The organism is Bacteroides sp. AM10-21B (assembly GCF_003472565.1).
GTDB lineage: Bacteria > Bacteroidota > Bacteroidia > Bacteroidales > Bacteroidaceae > Bacteroides > Bacteroides propionicigenes.
Genome location: NZ_QRME01000009.1, coordinates 43052 through 60382 on the forward strand (window position 1 = coordinate 43052; position 17331 = coordinate 60382).

Annotated in this window: 9 protein-coding genes and 4 tRNA genes; 5 read left to right on the forward strand and 8 right to left on the reverse strand. The window is 44.7% G+C overall.

What is annotated here, in order from left to right:
• The first annotated feature begins 186 nt into the window (after window positions 1-186).
• The 4 genes from DW121_RS12810 to DW121_RS12825 are packed head-to-tail and all read left to right on the forward strand — an operon-like array spanning window position 187 to window position 6194.
• A complete protein-coding gene (locus DW121_RS12810) occupies window positions 187-2772 on the forward strand; it encodes a DUF5686 and carboxypeptidase-like regulatory domain-containing protein (protein WP_118324039.1) in 2586 nt (861 codons plus the stop codon).
• A 30-nt stretch (window positions 2773-2802) separates the two neighbouring features.
• Complete coding sequence (locus tag DW121_RS12815) at window positions 2803-4068, forward strand: replication-associated recombination protein A (protein WP_117711969.1); 1266 nt, start codon at window positions 2803-2805, stop codon at window positions 4066-4068.
• 32 nt (window positions 4069-4100) lie between these two features.
• The gene (locus DW121_RS12820) at window positions 4101-5057 is read left to right on the forward strand and encodes a D-2-hydroxyacid dehydrogenase (protein WP_118323988.1); all 957 of its coding nucleotides are present in this window, start codon (window positions 4101-4103) and stop codon (window positions 5055-5057) included.
• 24 nt (window positions 5058-5081) lie between these two features.
• Window positions 5082-6194 carry an endonuclease/exonuclease/phosphatase family protein gene (locus DW121_RS12825; RefSeq protein ID WP_118323989.1) on the forward strand — a complete coding sequence of 371 codons (1113 nt, stop codon included), beginning with the start codon at window positions 5082-5084 and terminating at the stop codon, window positions 6192-6194.
• Between the two features lie 124 nt (window positions 6195-6318).
• Here DW121_RS12825 and DW121_RS12830 read toward each other — a convergent pair whose 3' ends face one another.
• From DW121_RS12830 to ettA, 5 genes are all read right to left on the reverse strand, one after another.
• Window positions 6319-9528 carry a carboxypeptidase regulatory-like domain-containing protein gene (locus tag DW121_RS12830; protein ID WP_118323990.1) on the reverse strand — a complete coding sequence of 1070 codons (3210 nt, stop codon included), beginning with the start codon at window positions 9526-9528 and terminating at the stop codon, window positions 6319-6321.
• Between the two features lie 470 nt (window positions 9529-9998).
• Complete coding sequence (locus tag DW121_RS12840; protein ID WP_118323991.1) at window positions 9999-10193, reverse strand: hypothetical protein; 195 nt, start codon at window positions 10191-10193, stop codon at window positions 9999-10001.
• A gap of 400 nt (window positions 10194-10593) precedes the next feature.
• A complete protein-coding gene (locus tag DW121_RS12845) occupies window positions 10594-12009 on the reverse strand; it encodes a choice-of-anchor J domain-containing protein (protein ID WP_233555812.1) in 1416 nt (471 codons plus the stop codon).
• A 5-nt stretch (window positions 12010-12014) separates the two neighbouring features.
• On the reverse strand, window positions 12015-14696 hold the full coding sequence (locus DW121_RS12850; RefSeq protein WP_118323992.1) for a TonB-dependent receptor: 2682 nt from the start codon (window positions 14694-14696) through the stop codon (window positions 12015-12017).
• 224 nt (window positions 14697-14920) lie between these two features.
• Window positions 14921-16618: an energy-dependent translational throttle protein EttA gene (ettA, locus tag DW121_RS12855; RefSeq protein ID WP_117711984.1), complete on the reverse strand. Its 1698-nt coding sequence runs from the start codon at window positions 16616-16618 to the stop codon at window positions 14921-14923.
• Window positions 16619-16781: 163 nt separating this feature from the next.
• Here ettA and DW121_RS12860 point away from each other — a divergent pair.
• Window positions 16782-16854: transfer RNA gene (locus DW121_RS12860), tRNA-Lys, on the forward strand.
• A gap of 142 nt (window positions 16855-16996) precedes the next feature.
• Here the strand turns inward: DW121_RS12860 and DW121_RS12865 are convergent.
• The 3 genes from DW121_RS12865 to DW121_RS12875 form a co-directional block, all read right to left on the reverse strand.
• Window positions 16997-17069 (reverse strand) — tRNA-Lys (locus tag DW121_RS12865).
• Between the two features lie 25 nt (window positions 17070-17094).
• Window positions 17095-17166 (reverse strand) — tRNA-Glu (locus DW121_RS12870).
• A 57-nt stretch (window positions 17167-17223) separates the two neighbouring features.
• A tRNA-Ser gene (locus DW121_RS12875) sits at window positions 17224-17310 on the reverse strand.
• Between the last annotated feature and the right edge of the window lie 21 nt (window positions 17311-17331).

Here is a 17331-nt window from a genome sequence, read left to right on the forward strand (position 1 = left end):
ATTGTCACTATTCTATATAAATCACGCTCTATCCTGTCAATATTAACAAACAAGAGGGAAGAAACAGGAGAGATAGGGAAATAAGGTGGCGGCTGATAAAGCGGGTTTCTCTTAAGTATTCTTTAAAAAATATTTGCTTCTTGATTAACAGTAAATTGCTAACTTTGCAAATTGATTATGAAACATATGAAACCATTATACAGTATAACCCTGTTTCTTCTACTGTTGCTATTCGCTTCTACCGGAGCATCGGCACAGATAAAAGGAGTCATAACGGACTCTCTGACCCACGAGCCGCTGATGTACATCACCGTACAGTACGAGGGAAAAGGCGTAGGCAGTATTTCCAATGCCGACGGAGAATATCAGGTAGAGACCCGTAAAGGCTGGAACGAGCTGACCTTCTCCGCCATTGGCTACATCACCAAGAAAGTAAAATTCGCTCCCGGAACAAAAGAGCTCAACGTAAAGCTGGCCCCTGCCGACGTGATGCTTTCCGAAGTCGTTGTCAAGCCCAAAAAAGAGAAATACTCGCGCAAGAACAATCCTGCCGTAGAGTTCATGAAGAAAGTCATCGAGAATAAGAAAGCCTTAAAACTCGAAGAGAACGACTACTACCAGTACCAAAAGTACGAAAAGATGAAAATGTCCATCAACGATGTCACCCCGGAGAAAATGGAAAAAGGCATCTACAAGAAATTCTCTTTCTTCAAAGACCAAGTGGAACTCTCACCCAAAACCAATAAGATGATTCTGCCTATCTCCATCAAGGAGACAGCTTCCAAGACCATCTACCGCAAAAGCCCCAAGAGCGAAAAGACCATCATCGAAGGTATGAACTCCAACGGTATCGAAGAATTCTTCAATACGGGTGATATGCTGGGAACTATTCTCACTGACGTATTCTCTGATATCAACATCTATGATGATGACATCCGCCTGCTGCAACGTCGCTTTGTCAGCCCTATCGGACGTGGAGCTATCAGCTTCTACAAGTTCTATCTCATGGACACCCTTATGGTGGACAAGCAAGAGTGCGTGCACCTCACCTTTGTGCCCCAGAACTCACAGGATTTCGGTTTCACCGGACACCTGTATGTAGTGAAAGATTCCACCTATGCCGTAAAGAAGGCCATTATGAACCTACCCAAGAAGACAGGCGTCAACTTCGTGGAGAACCTCGACATCGTGCAACAGTTTGAACAACTGCCCGACAGCAATTGGGTACTCACCGACGACGACATGACAGTGGAACTCGCCCTGATGAAAGGCATACAAGGTCTGGAAGTGCAACGTACCACCAAGTACAGCGACTACAAATTCGACGAGATAGAACCCCGTCTTTTCCGTTTGAAAGGAAGTGTCATCAAAGAAGCCAATATGCTTGCCAAGAGTGACGAATACTGGGCTAAAGTACGCCAAGTGCCGCTCACCAAGAAAGAAAGTTCTATGGACGTATTCATGAACCGCATCGAACAGATACCGGGTTTCAAATATGTCATCTTCGGTGCAAAGGCGCTCATTGAGAATTTCGTGGAAACGGGTAGCAAGAAGCATCCCAGCAAGTTTGACTTCGGCCCCATCAACACCATGATTACCAGTAACTATGTGAACGGGACCCGTTTCCGTCTCAGTGGTATGACCACCGGTAACCTGCATCCGCACTGGAGTTTCAGCGGCTATGGAGCCTACGGTACGCGTGACAAAAAATGGTTCTACTCCGGACAGGCTGCCTACTCTTTCAACAAACGCGAGTACGTCCTCTGGGAGTTCCCCAAGCACTACCTCGCCTTCCAGTACACCTACGATGTGATGTCCCCTATGGACAAATACCTGGCAACAGACAAGGACAATATGTTTGTCGGCTGGAAATGGACCACCGTAGACCAGATGTCATATATGCGCGACGCCACCCTGACCTACGAACTCGAAACCCAATCCGGTTTCTCTGTCAAGGCTATGGCACGCCACCGTAACGACCAACCCGCCGGTATGTTGCAATATTGGAAGAACAACGGCACTACCCCCGGCGAATGGGACGAAAAGAGCACTCTGGTGCACGACATCACCACCACCGAAATGGGGCTGACCCTACGCTATGCCCCCGGTGAGACGTTTGTCAACACCAAGCAACGCCGCGTACCCGTATCACTGGATGCACCTACATTCACCCTCTCACACACCGTAGGCTTGAAAGGCGTGCTGGGAGGCGAATACAACTTCAACCTTACAGAAGCCAGTATACGCAAACGTTTTTGGTTTGGTTCGTGGGGTAAACTGGACGTTACCGCCCGCGCCGGTGCGCAATGGAACACCGTCCCCTTCCCGTTGCTGAACCTCCCGATGGCAAACCTTTCATACATTACCCAAAATAACGAATCGTTCAACCTCATCGACAATATGGAGTTCCTGAACGACCGCTACGCCTCGCTCGCCCTCAGCTACGACATGAACGGAAAGCTCTTCAACCGTATCCCCCTCATCAAGAAACTGAAGTGGAGAGAGATGTTCCGCATCCGCGGTATGTGGGGCACACTGACAGACAAAAACAACCCGTACAAAAGCAACAACCCCGATTTGTTCCTTTTCCCCATGCGCGACGGTATGCCCACCAGCCACGTTATGGGACACACGCCTTACGTTGAAGCCAGTGTAGGTATCTATAACATCTTCAAGTTACTGCATATAGAATATGTGCGCCGCCTCACCTACACCGACATACCGGGGGTAAAGAAAGGCGGAGTACGGTTTATGATATTAATGATATTTTAAGGAATTATGAATTCATAATTCAATACAGTCATGCAACCATTAGCAGAACGGCTTCGGCCAAAGACATTAGACGAGTACATCGGTCAGAAACACTTGGTAGGACCGGGAGCTGTACTGCGCAAGATGATTGACGCAGGGCGTATCTCCTCATTCATCCTGTGGGGTCCTCCGGGAGTGGGCAAGACAACGCTTGCCCAGATTATAGCCAACAAACTGGAAACACCGTTTTACACCCTCAGCGCTGTAACCAGCGGTGTAAAGGATGTACGCGACGTAATAGACCGTGCCAAGAGCAACCGTTTTTTCTCTCAGGCAAGCCCTATACTGTTCATCGATGAAATCCACCGTTTCAGCAAATCGCAGCAAGACTCGCTGCTCGGCGCCGTGGAGCAGGGAACGGTGACGTTGATAGGCGCTACTACCGAGAACCCCTCATTTGAGGTAATCCGTCCGTTACTCTCCCGTTGCCAGCTCTATGTACTGAAATCACTGGAGAAAGAAGACCTGTCGGAACTACTCCAACGTGCCATAACTACGGACGTCCAACTGAAAGAGCGGCAAATAGAGCTCAAGGAGACTACCGCTATGCTCCGTTACAGTGGAGGTGATGCCCGCAAACTACTCAACATTCTCGACCTCGTTGTACAGTCCGAAGCCGGAGACCCCATAGTCATCACCGATGAAATGGTGACCGACCGTCTTCAGCAAAATCCCCTTGCCTACGACAAAGACGGGGAGATGCACTATGACATCATCTCAGCCTTTATCAAGTCCATCCGCGGCAGTGACCCTGACGGAGCTATCTACTGGTTGGCACGCATGGTAGAAGGTGGTGAAGATCCCGCTTTCATAGCCCGTCGTCTCGTCATATCCGCTTCCGAAGACATCGGACTGGCAAACCCCAACGCCTTGTTACTTGCCAATGCCTGTTTCGACACCATTATGAAAGTGGGCTGGCCCGAAGGACGCATTCCACTTGCAGAGACCACGATTTACCTCGCCACCAGTCCCAAAAGCAACTCTGCCTATATGGCCATCAACGATGCCCTCGAACTGGTGCGACAGACAGGTAACCTGCCCGTCCCCCTGCATCTGCGAAACGCCCCTACCAAGCTGATGAAACAGCTCGGCTACGGCGACAACTATAAATATGCCCATGATTATCCCGGCAACTTCGTCCGCCAGCAGTTCCTGCCCGACGATCTGAAAGACCGCCGCATCTGGCACCCTCAAGATAATCCCGCCGAACAGAAACATAAGGAAAGGATGCAAGCATTATGGGGGAAAAAGGAATAATCATCAATTACTAATAACTAATAACCATAAAGATGAACATTGTAGTATTAGACGGCTATGCCGCCAATCCCGGAGACCTCTCTTGGGAGGAACTGAAAAGTCTGGGAGAATGCACCATTTACGACCGTACCGCCCCTTCCGAAGTACTGGAGCGCGCTACCGGAGCAGACATATTGTTGACAAACAAAGTTGTGCTCAACGCAGAAACCATAGCCGCCCTGCCCAATCTGAAATACATCGGAGTGCTCGCCACCGGATATAACATTGTCGATACCGAAGCTGCCAAAGAACGGGGTATCATCGTCACCAATATTCCGGCATACAGCACTGCTTCCGTTGCGCAAATGGTCTTTGCACACATCCTCAACATCGCGCAGCATGTGCAGCACTACACCGACGAAGTACGTAAAGGCCGATGGAGCAGTAACCCCGACTTCTGTTTCTGGGACACCCCGCTCATCGAACTGCGTGGCAAGAAAATCGGTATTATCGGTCTGGGGCAAACAGGCTACAACACCGCCCGTATTGCCATCGGCTTTGGTATGGAGGTACACGCGTACACATCCAAATCACCGTTCCAGCTTCCTCCCGAAATCAAGAAAACAGAGCTTGACGAACTCTTTGCCAACTGTGACATCATCAGCCTGCACTGTCCTCTCACAGACTCCACCCGCGAACTGGTTAATGCCGCCCGTCTGAAGCAAATGAAGCCCAATGCCATTCTCATCAATACCGGACGTGGACCGCTCGTCAACGAACAAGACCTCGCCGATGCCTTGAACAACGGCACTATCTTTGCCGCCGGACTGGATGTACTCTCACAAGAACCACCCCGTGCAGATAACCCCTTGCTCACTGCCAAGAATTGCTATATCACCCCGCACATAGCTTGGGCAAGTGCCGCAGCACGCGAACGCCTCATGCAAATCATGCTGGATAATGTAAAAGCCTTCATGGACGGAAAGCCTATCAACTCAGTAATAAAATAGTTCCCCATAAATCATAAATCTACCATGGGAAAAGCCGCCGTCAAAGGCCTCTTTCAACTGATACTGATAGCCGTCACCTTCGTGTTGGCGGCTGTCACCATTGCAGCATCCCGTTCCGGACATTACCACCCGGAAAGTTCCACCATGATGCCATTATTAGGTCTTGCAGTGCCGGTATTGCTGGTGTCCTGCCTGATAGTTTCCCTTTGCTGGGCATTGGCACGCAAGAAGTGGGCGTTCGTCCCATTGATAGCCTTCCTCTTCAACTGGGAATACCTGACGGCAGTTATCCAGTTCAACTCTACCCATGAAGTACCCGCCACTGCCCTGGCGCTAAGTCAGAAAGGCAAACCCGGCGGCTACCTCACCATAGCCACCTACAACGTCCACAGTTTCGGGGGTGAAATTACCGGCTATTCCTGCAAGGAAATAGCTAAGTATATGCAACAACAGTATGTAGATGTGCTCTGTTTTCAGGAATTTGGCGACAACAAACACTTCACGGTAGACAGCCTGCGTCGCGCCCTCTCCCAATGGCCGTACGCCCTTATTCCTGCAGACGACTCCATTCATGGAATCCTGCCCATTGCGATATTCAGCCGTTATCCGCTTGCGGACGGACGCTTCATCACCTATCCCCACAGCGCCAATTGCAGTATGATGTGCGACGTCGTTTTGGGTACAGACACCCTCCGCCTTATTAACAACCACCTGCAAACCACCAGTGTCAGCCAGAACCGTCGGAAATGGGAACGCGAACTTGCCACCAATGATACCCGTCGCGAGGCGCAAGCCGTACAAAACGCTGCCGAAACTCTGCACGAGAACTTCATGAAACGTGCAGCCCAAACGGACAGCATTTGTCACCTTGCCATCGCCAGCCCCCATCCCGTACTGGTATGTGGAGACTTCAACTCATTGCCTTCCTCCTACACCTACTACCAACTGTCCGAGTTTCTCAAAGATGGCTTCAAGACAGGCGGATGCGGTTATATGTATACCTATCGCTATGGCAAACGTATGCTGCGCATCGACTATGCTTTCCATTCACCCGAGCTGGACTGCATCAACTACTACTCTCCCAACTTGGATTTATGCAGCGACCACAATCCGGTGGTGTTTACGGTAAAGTATTAAAAGGAGTTACCTGCAAAATTATGTGGGTCTTTTTAAAAGCAATCTCCTCCTCTAAAAAACAAAAGCTGCCCCGGTTTTCCGGAGCAGCTTTACTATTCTAAAAAAATACCGAATAAATATATCCTTAGAACGTCAAGCGGATACCCACCTGAGCATGCCAGCGTGAAGAAATATCACTTTTGTTGATTTTAGCATTGTTGAATGCAAACCCCGGATTGACATTACCTTCGCTATCTGTATCCAGATTTACCACAGTCAGCGGTGACAGGTTGTAGGCAGAGCTGTAGCTTGCACCCCACTTCTTGTTCAGCATATTGGCAAAGTTGATGATGTCGAATGTAAATTCCAGTTTGCCGATACCCTGAGCGTTGTAGATAGTTTGAGCCAAGTGCAAGTCAATCTCATGTTCCCAGTTACTCAAGTTAGAGTTGCGTTCAGCATACTGTCCGCGGTGATTCTTGGCATAGTCATCGTTGTGTACCCATTCGGTGAAGGCCTTACGGCTGTCTTCCGCACCGATAATCAGCTTGCCGGTCTTTTCATCCTTATAATCCACAAAGTTCATGCTTGCCAATTCCGATTCGGTAGGAATGTAAAGCAATGAGTTACCTTTCTGACCGTCACCGTTGAAGTCGCTCTTCTCGTTCATTGTCAAGCTGTAGCGGCTGCCTGAGAAACCGTTATAGATAACAGAGATAGTAGTGCTTGTCCAGCCGTTCAGATACTTCGGAGTGGTATAAGACACCTGTGCCATCAAGCGGTGAGGAACGTCGAATTTGGAGAAACCGAGTTCGTTTTCAGAGTTGGTGTCGTGAGAGTAGTTATACTTCCAGTTGGAGTAAGCCACTGAACTTGTACCGTCGTTTACAGACTTGGAACATCCGTAAGTGTAAGATGCCGACATATCCAGACCGAAGTCGAAGCTCTTCGCCAAAGAAGCGGAGAAAGCATACGTATAACCCTTGTTCGTATTGCGCAGGTTCACGATGGAGTAATAATTGCTCTTGGTCTTGGAGTAGAAAGGAGCTGCAGACGCTTCCACACCGGGAATGGCATATACCTTTTCGCCATTGTTTGTCAATGCAAGGTTTTCAAAGAACACGTTGTTCATGGTCTTGGAATAGATACCCTCCAAAGTCAGTTTCACGTCACCCGGCAGGCGTTGTTCCAGTGCAAGGTTGGCACGCAGCACTTGCGGATACTTGAAGCCTTTGTCTATGGTAACGATGTCAGGTCTCAAAGCTCCGGTTGCCACCGATGTAGCTGCACCCATGGGGTCTTTGGCGTACTGTGCCAGTGAAGGAGCCGTATTGGTATGGTTCTTGCCATCTTTCGGTTCGATGGTAGTACCCATAGACTCCATACCCGTATTGTTGTAGGCATTGGACAGCCATACGAAAGGCACACGTCCGGTGAAGATGCCCAAACCGCCGCGAATCAGCGTGTTGTGCGAATCATCTGTATACCAGCGGAAACCGGCACGCGGTGAAACCAGCACCTTGGCGCCCGGCATTTCGCCTACGCGTGATGCGATGCCGTTGTCGGCAGCAAATGTATTGAACGTATCGTTCGTTGTGGGGTCATTGAAGAGCACCGGAATATCGAAACGGATACCGTAAGTCAACTCAAGGTTGGTGTTGATGTTCCACTTGTCCTGTGCGTAGAAGCCGAACTGTCCGGACTTCATGACGGGGGCATAACGCAGGTCGCCGCCTGTCAGTTCGGGGTTGGTGTACTTATACGTATATTTATAAGGAGCATCGTTCAGGAAGTTATCCAGAGAGTTGAAGTACCATGAACCGTTTACAGCCTGAATAAACAGGTTGCTCATGCGGTAAATTTCGTTGTGTGTACCAAACGTCAACGTGTGGTCTCCCAGGTACCAAGAGAGGTTATCCTCGAAGGTGTAGATGTCCTGATCCAGCTTATTAGCTCCGGAAGAGAATTCAGTACCGATATTGGCGGTAATATTGGTTTTACCGTCATTGCCCAGTACATTTTCAATCTGTACGGTAGGGCCCTGATAAGCAACTTCACGATTGTCGCGTACAAAACTTGCCGAAGCACGGAACTCATTGTAGAGATTCTGTCCGAGATGAGAGTTCAACTCGGCAACGATAGAGTTCGTCTTGTTGTTCATGCGGTAGCCGCTATTGTTGAACACATAAGAATATGCGCCCGGAGAGTAGTTATCATCGAACGAATTGTTGTGTTGGTAACGTAAAGCCAACTTATGATCCTGATTGATATTCCAGTCTACGCGTGCCAATAAGCCAAAGGACTTACGGTCTACATCGCGCTGTGTATAAGCCTCATCAATACCAGTATATTCTTTATACTTATCAGCAATCTGTTTAACGGTGGCAGAAGTCAAATAAGAGTTGATGTAACCCGGATAAATACTTGTGGGATAAGATTCCTTCTTACCTTCGGCACTTACAAAGTAGAATAATTTATCCTTTACAATTGCACCGCCCAGCGTACCGCCAAAAGTGCGTGTAAATTGCTGTCCGAGTTCGCTCTTTGCATAATCGCGTACAGCACTATACTTACCGTACATATACTGGTTGTTGAAGTATGTATAGGCAGATCCCTGTGTAGTGTTCGTACCTTGTTTAGTGATAGCGTTAATACCGCCTCCCGTAAATCCGCTTTGGCGTACATCGAACGGAGCTACAACTACCTGTATTTCCTGAATAGCATCCATTGAAATCGGATTGGTGCCTGTTTGTCCGCCGTTTGTACCAGAAGCTGCCAAACCAAATACGTCATTACTTACCGTACCGTCAATTTGAAAACTATTATAACGATTATTAGAACCGGCAAATGTCATACCACCGATTTTGGAAGGCATAGCGAAAGGCATGTTCTTTACAATATCATAAATATTACGGTCTACAGTCGGTGTATTCTCAATTTTCCCTAAAGAAAAATTCTGTCCGGCTCCGGCTGCAGCTTTTGCATCAGCCACAACAACTACTTCATCCAGCAATTCCGAGCTGGGAACCAGCTTCACATTTTGTGTATAAGTATTACCCAATTCAAGCATGATACCGGTGAAAGTTGCACTCTGATAGCCCACATAAGAGACTGTAAGTTTGTATGGACCTCCCGTACGCATACCCTGAATCGTATAACGTCCATCTACATTAGTGACAGCACCATACTGCGTACCTGAAGGCTCATGAACAGCTATAACCGTTGCTCCAATTACAGTTTCGTTCTGTTCGTCAGTCACCTTACCACTGAGAGCGGAGGTAGTAACCTGTGCACTTACGCCCACAGCTGCCAAAACCAGCATCAGCGTAAAAATAATTCTCAATCTTTTTAACATAATTGTTTCTAAATTAGTTTCTTAAAATGTTATATTTCTTAAAACAGAGGCAAAGGTAAGTAAAATAATATATAGAATCGTTACATTTATGCTACATTTTTTAAGAGATAATTAAAAGTAGCCGCAGTTCGTTACAGAGCCTTATAGCCATTATTAGAGATACCTCACCTGTTCTGCGGGTATCTCACCCCGCAAATTGTCAGCCACTCCATACAAATTGGCTCTGAACAATTTTATTTTAGCATTAAAAGACTCAGCGGCTGCATTTGAGCGTAAGTATTCAAATAAATACTACTTGTGCAAGAAATATTCAGCCGGCAGAAACCTGTTTTGATGTATATCATAATTCATTTTGATATACTTCAAAACGGATTATCATGTATATAAAAACTGGGAATATTCTTGGATTCCAGTTTCATGCCACTCCCCACGGATTTTCTACTGCTCCGAAAGAGTCATTGTTCCCAAAACTATTTCTTGTTTAAGGCTTTTTGGAGCGCTACCCCAAACAGGCAGCAAGCACAACGTAATTCATTTTTGGAAAGTTTATCCAGATTATCAAGAATACCGGGGATAGAGTAATTTTCATCGAGAAACTTATATGGATCGTCGGCTTCTTCCAAATCCTGCTTGATAAGGCAGGTGCAAACAGGATTATTATCCATTGCTTATTATTTTTTTAATTAATGAGAACCTCGTCAGTTTACAAAAAAACATTGGGATTACTCCCAACCAAAAAAACTTTCCCACTGCCTCAATGGAAGAAGGGTGCTCAAAGATAGTGCTTTTTAATTGTTAATTGCAAGGAAATTACAAATTTATGCAAAATTAAACAACAATGCTTATCGCCATTTGCCATTACTTATTTTTCATCTATTACTAATGGATTACTATAACCTCAACCTTAATTTAATGACAACGATAAAGTGGTATTCATAAAACAAATCAAATAACACTTATATTTTAATAGAAAGAATAAAGAGTGTAAATCAATAAAAAAGAGAGATGCCCACCTTTTATGGCAACATCCCTCTCACTTCACTTATTGATAGATACTTTACATTATCATTTAGGAATACCTACATATATATTATCAATCTGACAAGTTGTAGTCAACCCATTTGTCGCATTACCAATGTAACGGAAAGCAATATATATGGACTCTCCTGTATATTCTCTCAAATCAACAGAATAAGAAGTAAATTTCTTATCATTATCCTTATCCAAATTTTGCGGAGTAATATCCTTCCATGTAGCATCAGCCACATTGGTAGGCTCACCATCAAAATCGGTAGAAAGCAATAATGTGAACACATCACCAACATTATAGCGATATTCAAAGTCAAAATTCAGTACCATATCCTTTCCTAAAGCTAATGCCGGAGTAATAAGATATGTTTCCAAATCATCTTCATGCTTAAAAGCCGACAAACTTGCATATCTATTATTACTATAAGAAGAATACTGCCAAGCATACTTTCCTTTTAACTTGATATTATTCCAGCCTTCTAATGCAATATCCTTTTTATCTTCACCTGCTTCAAAATCCTCATCCACCAAGACATCAGGAATATCACTCGGCAAAGTCACAGTCCAAGAGCTATTGTCGTTGTCCACAGTAGCAGCGGCTGTCTTCACAACTGTTTCCTTTGCGGTTTCCGTACCCGTTATATTGATATTGTCTATCTGAACAATAGCGTCAGCACCGGCAGTTCCCACGTATTGGAAAGCGATATTAATCTCACTACCAACATATTCATCCAAAGAAAATGTACCAGCTGTTGCCATTGTTCCATAATTATCGGCAGGACCATCTACTTCAAAATTAGATGTTATGTCTTTCCAATGGGTATACTTAGATTTTATATCAGTACTTGAACCAGAAAAATCATCTGCAATCAGTACTTTCAAACAATCTGCTTTCTTTTTTCCTACAGATACACTGAAACTGAACACATCGCCTTTTTTAACGTTATGTTTCGGAGAGATAAACCATGTTTCCCCTACCTTTTGGCTTACTTGTGTGTATATATTACCACTATAAATATTATCAGTCCAATATAAATCACCACTGATAGAATAATTCAGCCAACCATCAATTTCAGTTTTATCGTTTTTCACAATATTTCTCTGGAAGTCTTCGTTCATTTTTACTACTTCCGTAGTTTTAATCTTGATAAGATTATACTTGACTACTGCTTCCGAACCTTTCTCTGCCGAATAATAATTGGAATTCAACCAACTTTCAATATTCTCTTTCGCTTTTGCTTTTTCATCTTCAGGATTATCTTCGCCTTCAACAAAGCCACCAGCTGATGTATAATCTCCTTCATAAGTAAGATCCAGCTTCACAACATTTCCCGGATGGTATTCTTTCAGTCCGTCAAACTCCGGCTCATGGTTACATGCTGTAAATACCAGTGCCAAAGCTGCAGTTGCTAATAATATTTTCTTCATATCTTCAATCTTCTTTTCTTTCATAAATTTTAGAATCTAACCCTCATGCTTGTAGACCAAGTACGTCCAAAGCCATAGAATACTGTTGCATCCTTCCAGCCATGACCGCCTGTCTTGGCTCCATTGTCGGTAGCATCCGTTATATAATTCTCATTCAATAGATTATTACAATTGGCCGTCCAAGTAGCATCCAATCCCGCAAACTTAAAGCGATAGCTAACACCTGCATCAAAAGTAAACGCAGACGGCATACGCCAAGGCTGAGCAACATTTACAGGATCTCCACCCAATGTACTTGTTGAGATAAGACCTGCAATATCATATTCGGCATAGTTGCGTCCAAAGAAATTACCGTCAACAAATACACGAAGTCCTTTCAAAACCTCATAGTTAACACTTAACGCTGCAGTTGTCTGGGCAGCATTACCAATACGTACGTCTTTCGTATTCATAATCAGTTTAGCATGCTCTTCTGATCCTGCTGGAACTACATTCATTCCTTTATCTACTGCCTGTCCCTGACCGTTATACATATATCCTTCCACACCATTTTTCATCATGCGCCAATCTCCAATAGAAAACATACCACCAATTGTCAAAGCACGTATAGGACGATAAGTAAATTCCAGTTCAATACCTTGATGAAGTTCATTGACACCATTCAGATACACATAGGAACTTTCTTGTGAAACACTTAGACGCTTTTGAATAATACGGTCATTCCACATAGTACGGTACAGATTCAAGTTAGCTGTGAACACCCTTGAAACATATCCATAACCAAGCTCAAAAGAGAATACACCTTCATTCTTACAATTAGGATTAAAGGCGTTACTTGTCATTGAATTCAAGAAAATACCACCTGAGAAATACGGAGTACGTGAATAATAACCAATGTTGGCAAATACATTATGATGACCGTCGAAATTATAATTAGCTCCTCCCTTAATACCAAAGCCTACCTTTGTCTTCTTGTCTGATTTTTCATTATCTGCATAGAAATAATCCTTACGCCAGTTAGTATTTGCATTAACATTACCAGAAACAATTACAGATAACTTATCCTTAGAGTATTCAGCCTGTCCGAATACACCATATTGTGCTATGTAGCTATCAAAATTACGATAAACAACATCACCGACTCCCAAACGTTCATTCTGCCAAGTCTTATCATTCTTTTTATAAAGAACATCTTTACGAGCAGTATCAATCACATAATCACCACCAAACAAATCTACAACTTCAGCCTTATGTCCACCATTGTAATAACGTAGGTCAATACCCCCTTGAAGGTTTAATGTTTCCGTAATCTGATTTGTATAAGTCGACAGGAAACCATACCACATATGTGTATTCATATTTTTGGCAAGTGCCGTAACACTGCCATTTTCTGACGCTGCATTTTCGCGTTGGAGAGCAGCATAGTCAAATGTTCCATCTTCACGACGATATTTGGTATTAGGAATACCATTAGTCGCTCCATACATACTTGAAGTAGACTGCCCCACTCCACGATAACCGTATCCGTCACCAATAGATAAATATACAGAACTTGAAAGACTTGATTTACGATCTATTTCCCACACATGATTCAAAGATATTTGAGGCTTATGATATGAGTTATAGCTTGTTCCGGTCATCGCCTTTCCATTAATATCATAGCCATAAGCTGCGTTATAACGATGTCCTAAGCCACTGTTTACCTTCTCCTGCTTATTCCATTCTTCAATGGTCAATTCATCATAACGCTTGAAATGGGTTTGCGGAGCACCTGTTGCGGTCAATGACAAAGAATGATTATCACCGATTCTCTTCGAGATATTCACGAACCAAGAATATGAGTCGAACTCCGTACCTTGAATATAACCATCTCCCCAGTTTTTAGAACCTAACACAGAGAATGCCCAACCACTCTTCGTCATTCCTGATGAAAGGCTGAACAACACTTTATTATATCCGTCATTACCAATGCCGTATGAAAGTGTACCACCCTTCTGAGCATCTGTAGAATTAGTTATGATATTAATAGATCCACCCACAGAAGGAGAAGAAAGCTTCGAAGCTCCCAGACCTCTCTGTACCTGCATAGAACGGGTTACATCAGATAAACCAGCCCAATTTGACCAGTAAATACCTCCCCACTCCATATCATTCATAGGCACACCGTTTATCATCACACCTACATTTTCAGAACCAAAGCCACGAACCGTCACACGCGATTCACCAAATCCTCCATTATCTTTGGAAGCATAAATACCCGGAGTAGATTTCAGAATTTCAGGAAACTCCTGTGTACTCAATTTCTCTGAAATAAAAACCGGATCTACCGTAGATACCGCTACTGGTGTTTTACGTGAAATTGCAATAGAGGAGGTAATAGTAACGTCCGCCAGCATCACTGCATCGGGTTCCATTTTGATAGTTCCCAGTTCTACAGAAGCGCCCTTCTGTGTAATCTTCTTCTTCAGGTCCTTGTAACCTACATACTTGAATAACAATGTGGCATTCGAAGCAACGCTTTGCTTGAAATAGCCGTCAATGTCCGTCACCGAACCTTGAGTAGTACCTTCTACCATAACGGCAGCACCCACCAAAGGTTCGCCGGTTTCAGCGTCGACAAGCTGACCATGCACTGTGGTCTGAGCCCATACTGCAGATGTAAACACCGACAACATGGCAACCAACAGAAATTGAATTAGACTTTTTCTCATAATTCTGCTTTTAGTTAATAGATAGTGTTAATTAAAGTTTAAAAATACTCTTAAGTTGCAAATATAGTATTAATATATCAGATATTCATTACGATTGTGCTACATTTTTTTAGGCTGATAAACAATTCTGAAAATGTTTTAAATAAAAAAGCCCCGCAAGTTTCCTGCGGAGCTTTCTTTTTGCTACAAAAAAAATAGATATGCTTTCAGATTAAAAGCTAAAATCAATCATTCATTAATTTTCTATAACGTACACGTGTAGGCTCTTCTCTACCCAAACGTTTCAGTTTATTTTCTTCATATTCCGAGTATGAGCCTTCGAAGAAGAATACATTAGAGTCGCCTTCAAACGCAAGGATGTGCGTGCAGATACGATCGAGGAACCAACGGTCGTGACTGATAACCACAGCACATCCGGCAAAATCTTCAAGACCTTCTTCGAGGGCACGCAGCGTATTGACGTCAATGTCATTGGTAGGCTCGTCAAGAAGCAACACGTTACCTTCTTCTTTAAGGCAAAGAGCCAAGTGAAGTCGGTTGCGTTCACCACCGGAAAGTACGCCGCAAAGTTTTTCCTGATCGGCGCCGGAGAAATTGAAGCGTGACAGATAGGCACGCGCATTGATATCACGTCCACCCATGCGAATGAGGTCATTTCCACCGGAAATCACCTGATAGACACTCTTATTGGGGTCTATATCCTTATGCTGCTGGTCTACGTAAGCCACTTTTACAGTCTCCCCTACTTCAAACTCACCGCTGTCGGGAGTCTCCAAGCCCATAATGAGACGGAAAAGAGTCGTTTTACCTGCACCGTTAGGACCGATAATACCTACAATGCCGTTAGGCGGCAACATGAAGTTGAGATCATCAAACAAGAGTTTGTCACCGAACGCCTTTGCCACATGCTTGGCTTCAATAACTTTGTTACCCAAACGGGGACCGTTAGGGATGAAAATTTCGAGTTTTTCTTCTTTCTCCTTGACGTCTTCATTCAACAGTTTATCATAAGAGTTCAGACGGGCCTTTCCTTTTGCCTGACGGGCTTTAGGAGCCATACGCACCCATTCCAACTCACGTTCCAGCGTCTTGCGGCGTTTGCTGGCGGTCTTTTCTTCCATTTCCATGCGTTTGGTCTTCTGCTCCAACCAGCTGGAATAGTTGCCCTTCCAAGGAATGCCTTCACCACGGTCAAGTTCAAGAATCCAGCCTGCTACGTGGTCAAGGAAATAACGGTCGTGAGTGACGGCTATTACCGTACCTTCGTACTGCTGCAAATGCTGTTCCAGCCAGTCGATAGATTCGGCATCGAGATGGTTGGTAGGCTCGTCGAGAAGCAATACGTCAGGCTTCTGGAGCAACAGGCGGCAAAGTGCCACACGACGGCGTTCACCACCGGAAAGATGCTCTACGGACTGATCTTCGGGCGGACAGCGGAGTGCATCCATAGCACGCTCCAGCTTACTGTCGAGATTCCAAGCATCTGTAGCGTCTATAATATCCTGCAACTCAGCTTGCCGGGTAAAGAGTTTGTCCATCTTATCCTGATCTTCATAATATTCGGGCAAACCAAACTTCCGGTTAATTTCTTCGTACTCCGTCAGTGCATCCACAATGGGCTGTACACCTTCCATCACCACTTCTTTTACGGTCTTTGTGGGATCAAGGTAAGGTTCCTGCGCCAAATATCCCACCGAATATCCGGGCGAGAACACCACTTCGCCCTGATAGGATTTATCCAAGCCGGCGATAATCTTCAGCAAGGTCGATTTACCCGAACCGTTCAGACCGATGATACCGATTTTCGCTCCATAAAAGAACGAAAGGTAGATGTTCTTCAACACCTGCTTATTGTTCTGCTGAATGGTCTTGTTCAGCCCTACCATAGAAAAGATAATTTTCTTATCGTCTACTGTTGCCATGTAATTTAAATATAAAGTATGAAATATAAATTATAATGTTCAAGATGTAATATGTGACTTCCTCACACATGATTCCGGGACAAAGATAAGAAAAAAAGCGAAATTCTTTTGCAACTTCCAAAAAAGTCTCTATCTTTGCACCCGCTTAACAGCAATAAGGTCTGAATCGCTAGCTCAGCAGGTAGAGCACAACACTTTTAATGTTGGGGTCTTGGGTTCGAGCCCCAAGCGGTTCACAGGAAATCGGAGAGTTACACTAAGTAACTCTCTTTTTTTATACTAATCAACAACCCATCAATAAGATAAAACGACAATAAACACAAAACGGCTGTCTTCTCCGACAACCGTTTTGTGTTTATTAATTCATGCATAATAAAGTACACCCTCAGGGATTCGAACCCTGGACCCACTGATTAAGAGTCAGTTGCTCTACCAACTGAGCTAAGAGTGCATTTGTGCAAAAAAAATCAAGTTTGTAGTGGATACGAGAATCGAACTCGTATTGCATGCGTGAGAGGCATGTGTCCTAACCGTTAGACGAATCCACCGAGTTTTTATAAAAGCACCGGCTTTTTCAAACCGATGCTTTCTCTTTGTATTCCTTGCGGAAGCTGGGGGATTCGAACCCCCGGTACGGTTACCCGTACGTCAGTTTAGCAAACTGGTGGTTTCAGCCACTCACCCAAACTTCCTTAGTAACCCAGCATTCTTCT

Bases quoted from the DNA above. Each gene is read 5' to 3' on its own strand.
- DW121_RS12810 (WP_118324039.1), top strand. From the start codon at position 187: ATGAAACCATTATACAGTATAACCCTGTTTCTTCTACTGTTGCTATTC.
- DW121_RS12815 (WP_117711969.1), top strand. From the start codon at position 2,803: ATGCAACCATTAGCAGAACGGCTTCGGCCAAAGACATTAGACGAGTAC.
- DW121_RS12820 (WP_118323988.1), top strand. From the start codon at position 4,101: ATGAACATTGTAGTATTAGACGGCTATGCCGCCAATCCCGGAGACCTC.
- DW121_RS12825 (WP_118323989.1), top strand. From the start codon at position 5,082: ATGGGAAAAGCCGCCGTCAAAGGCCTCTTTCAACTGATACTGATAGCC.
- DW121_RS12830 (WP_118323990.1), bottom strand. From the start codon at position 9,528: ATGTTAAAAAGATTGAGAATTATTTTTACGCTGATGCTGGTTTTGGCA.
- DW121_RS12840 (WP_118323991.1), bottom strand. From the start codon at position 10,193: ATGGATAATAATCCTGTTTGCACCTGCCTTATCAAGCAGGATTTGGAA.
- DW121_RS12845 (WP_233555812.1), bottom strand. From the start codon at position 12,009: ATGAAAGAAAAGAAGATTGAAGATATGAAGAAAATATTATTAGCAACT.
- DW121_RS12850 (WP_118323992.1), bottom strand. From the start codon at position 14,696: ATGAGAAAAAGTCTAATTCAATTTCTGTTGGTTGCCATGTTGTCGGTG.
- ettA (WP_117711984.1), bottom strand. From the start codon at position 16,618: ATGGCAACAGTAGACGATAAGAAAATTATCTTTTCTATGGTAGGGCTG.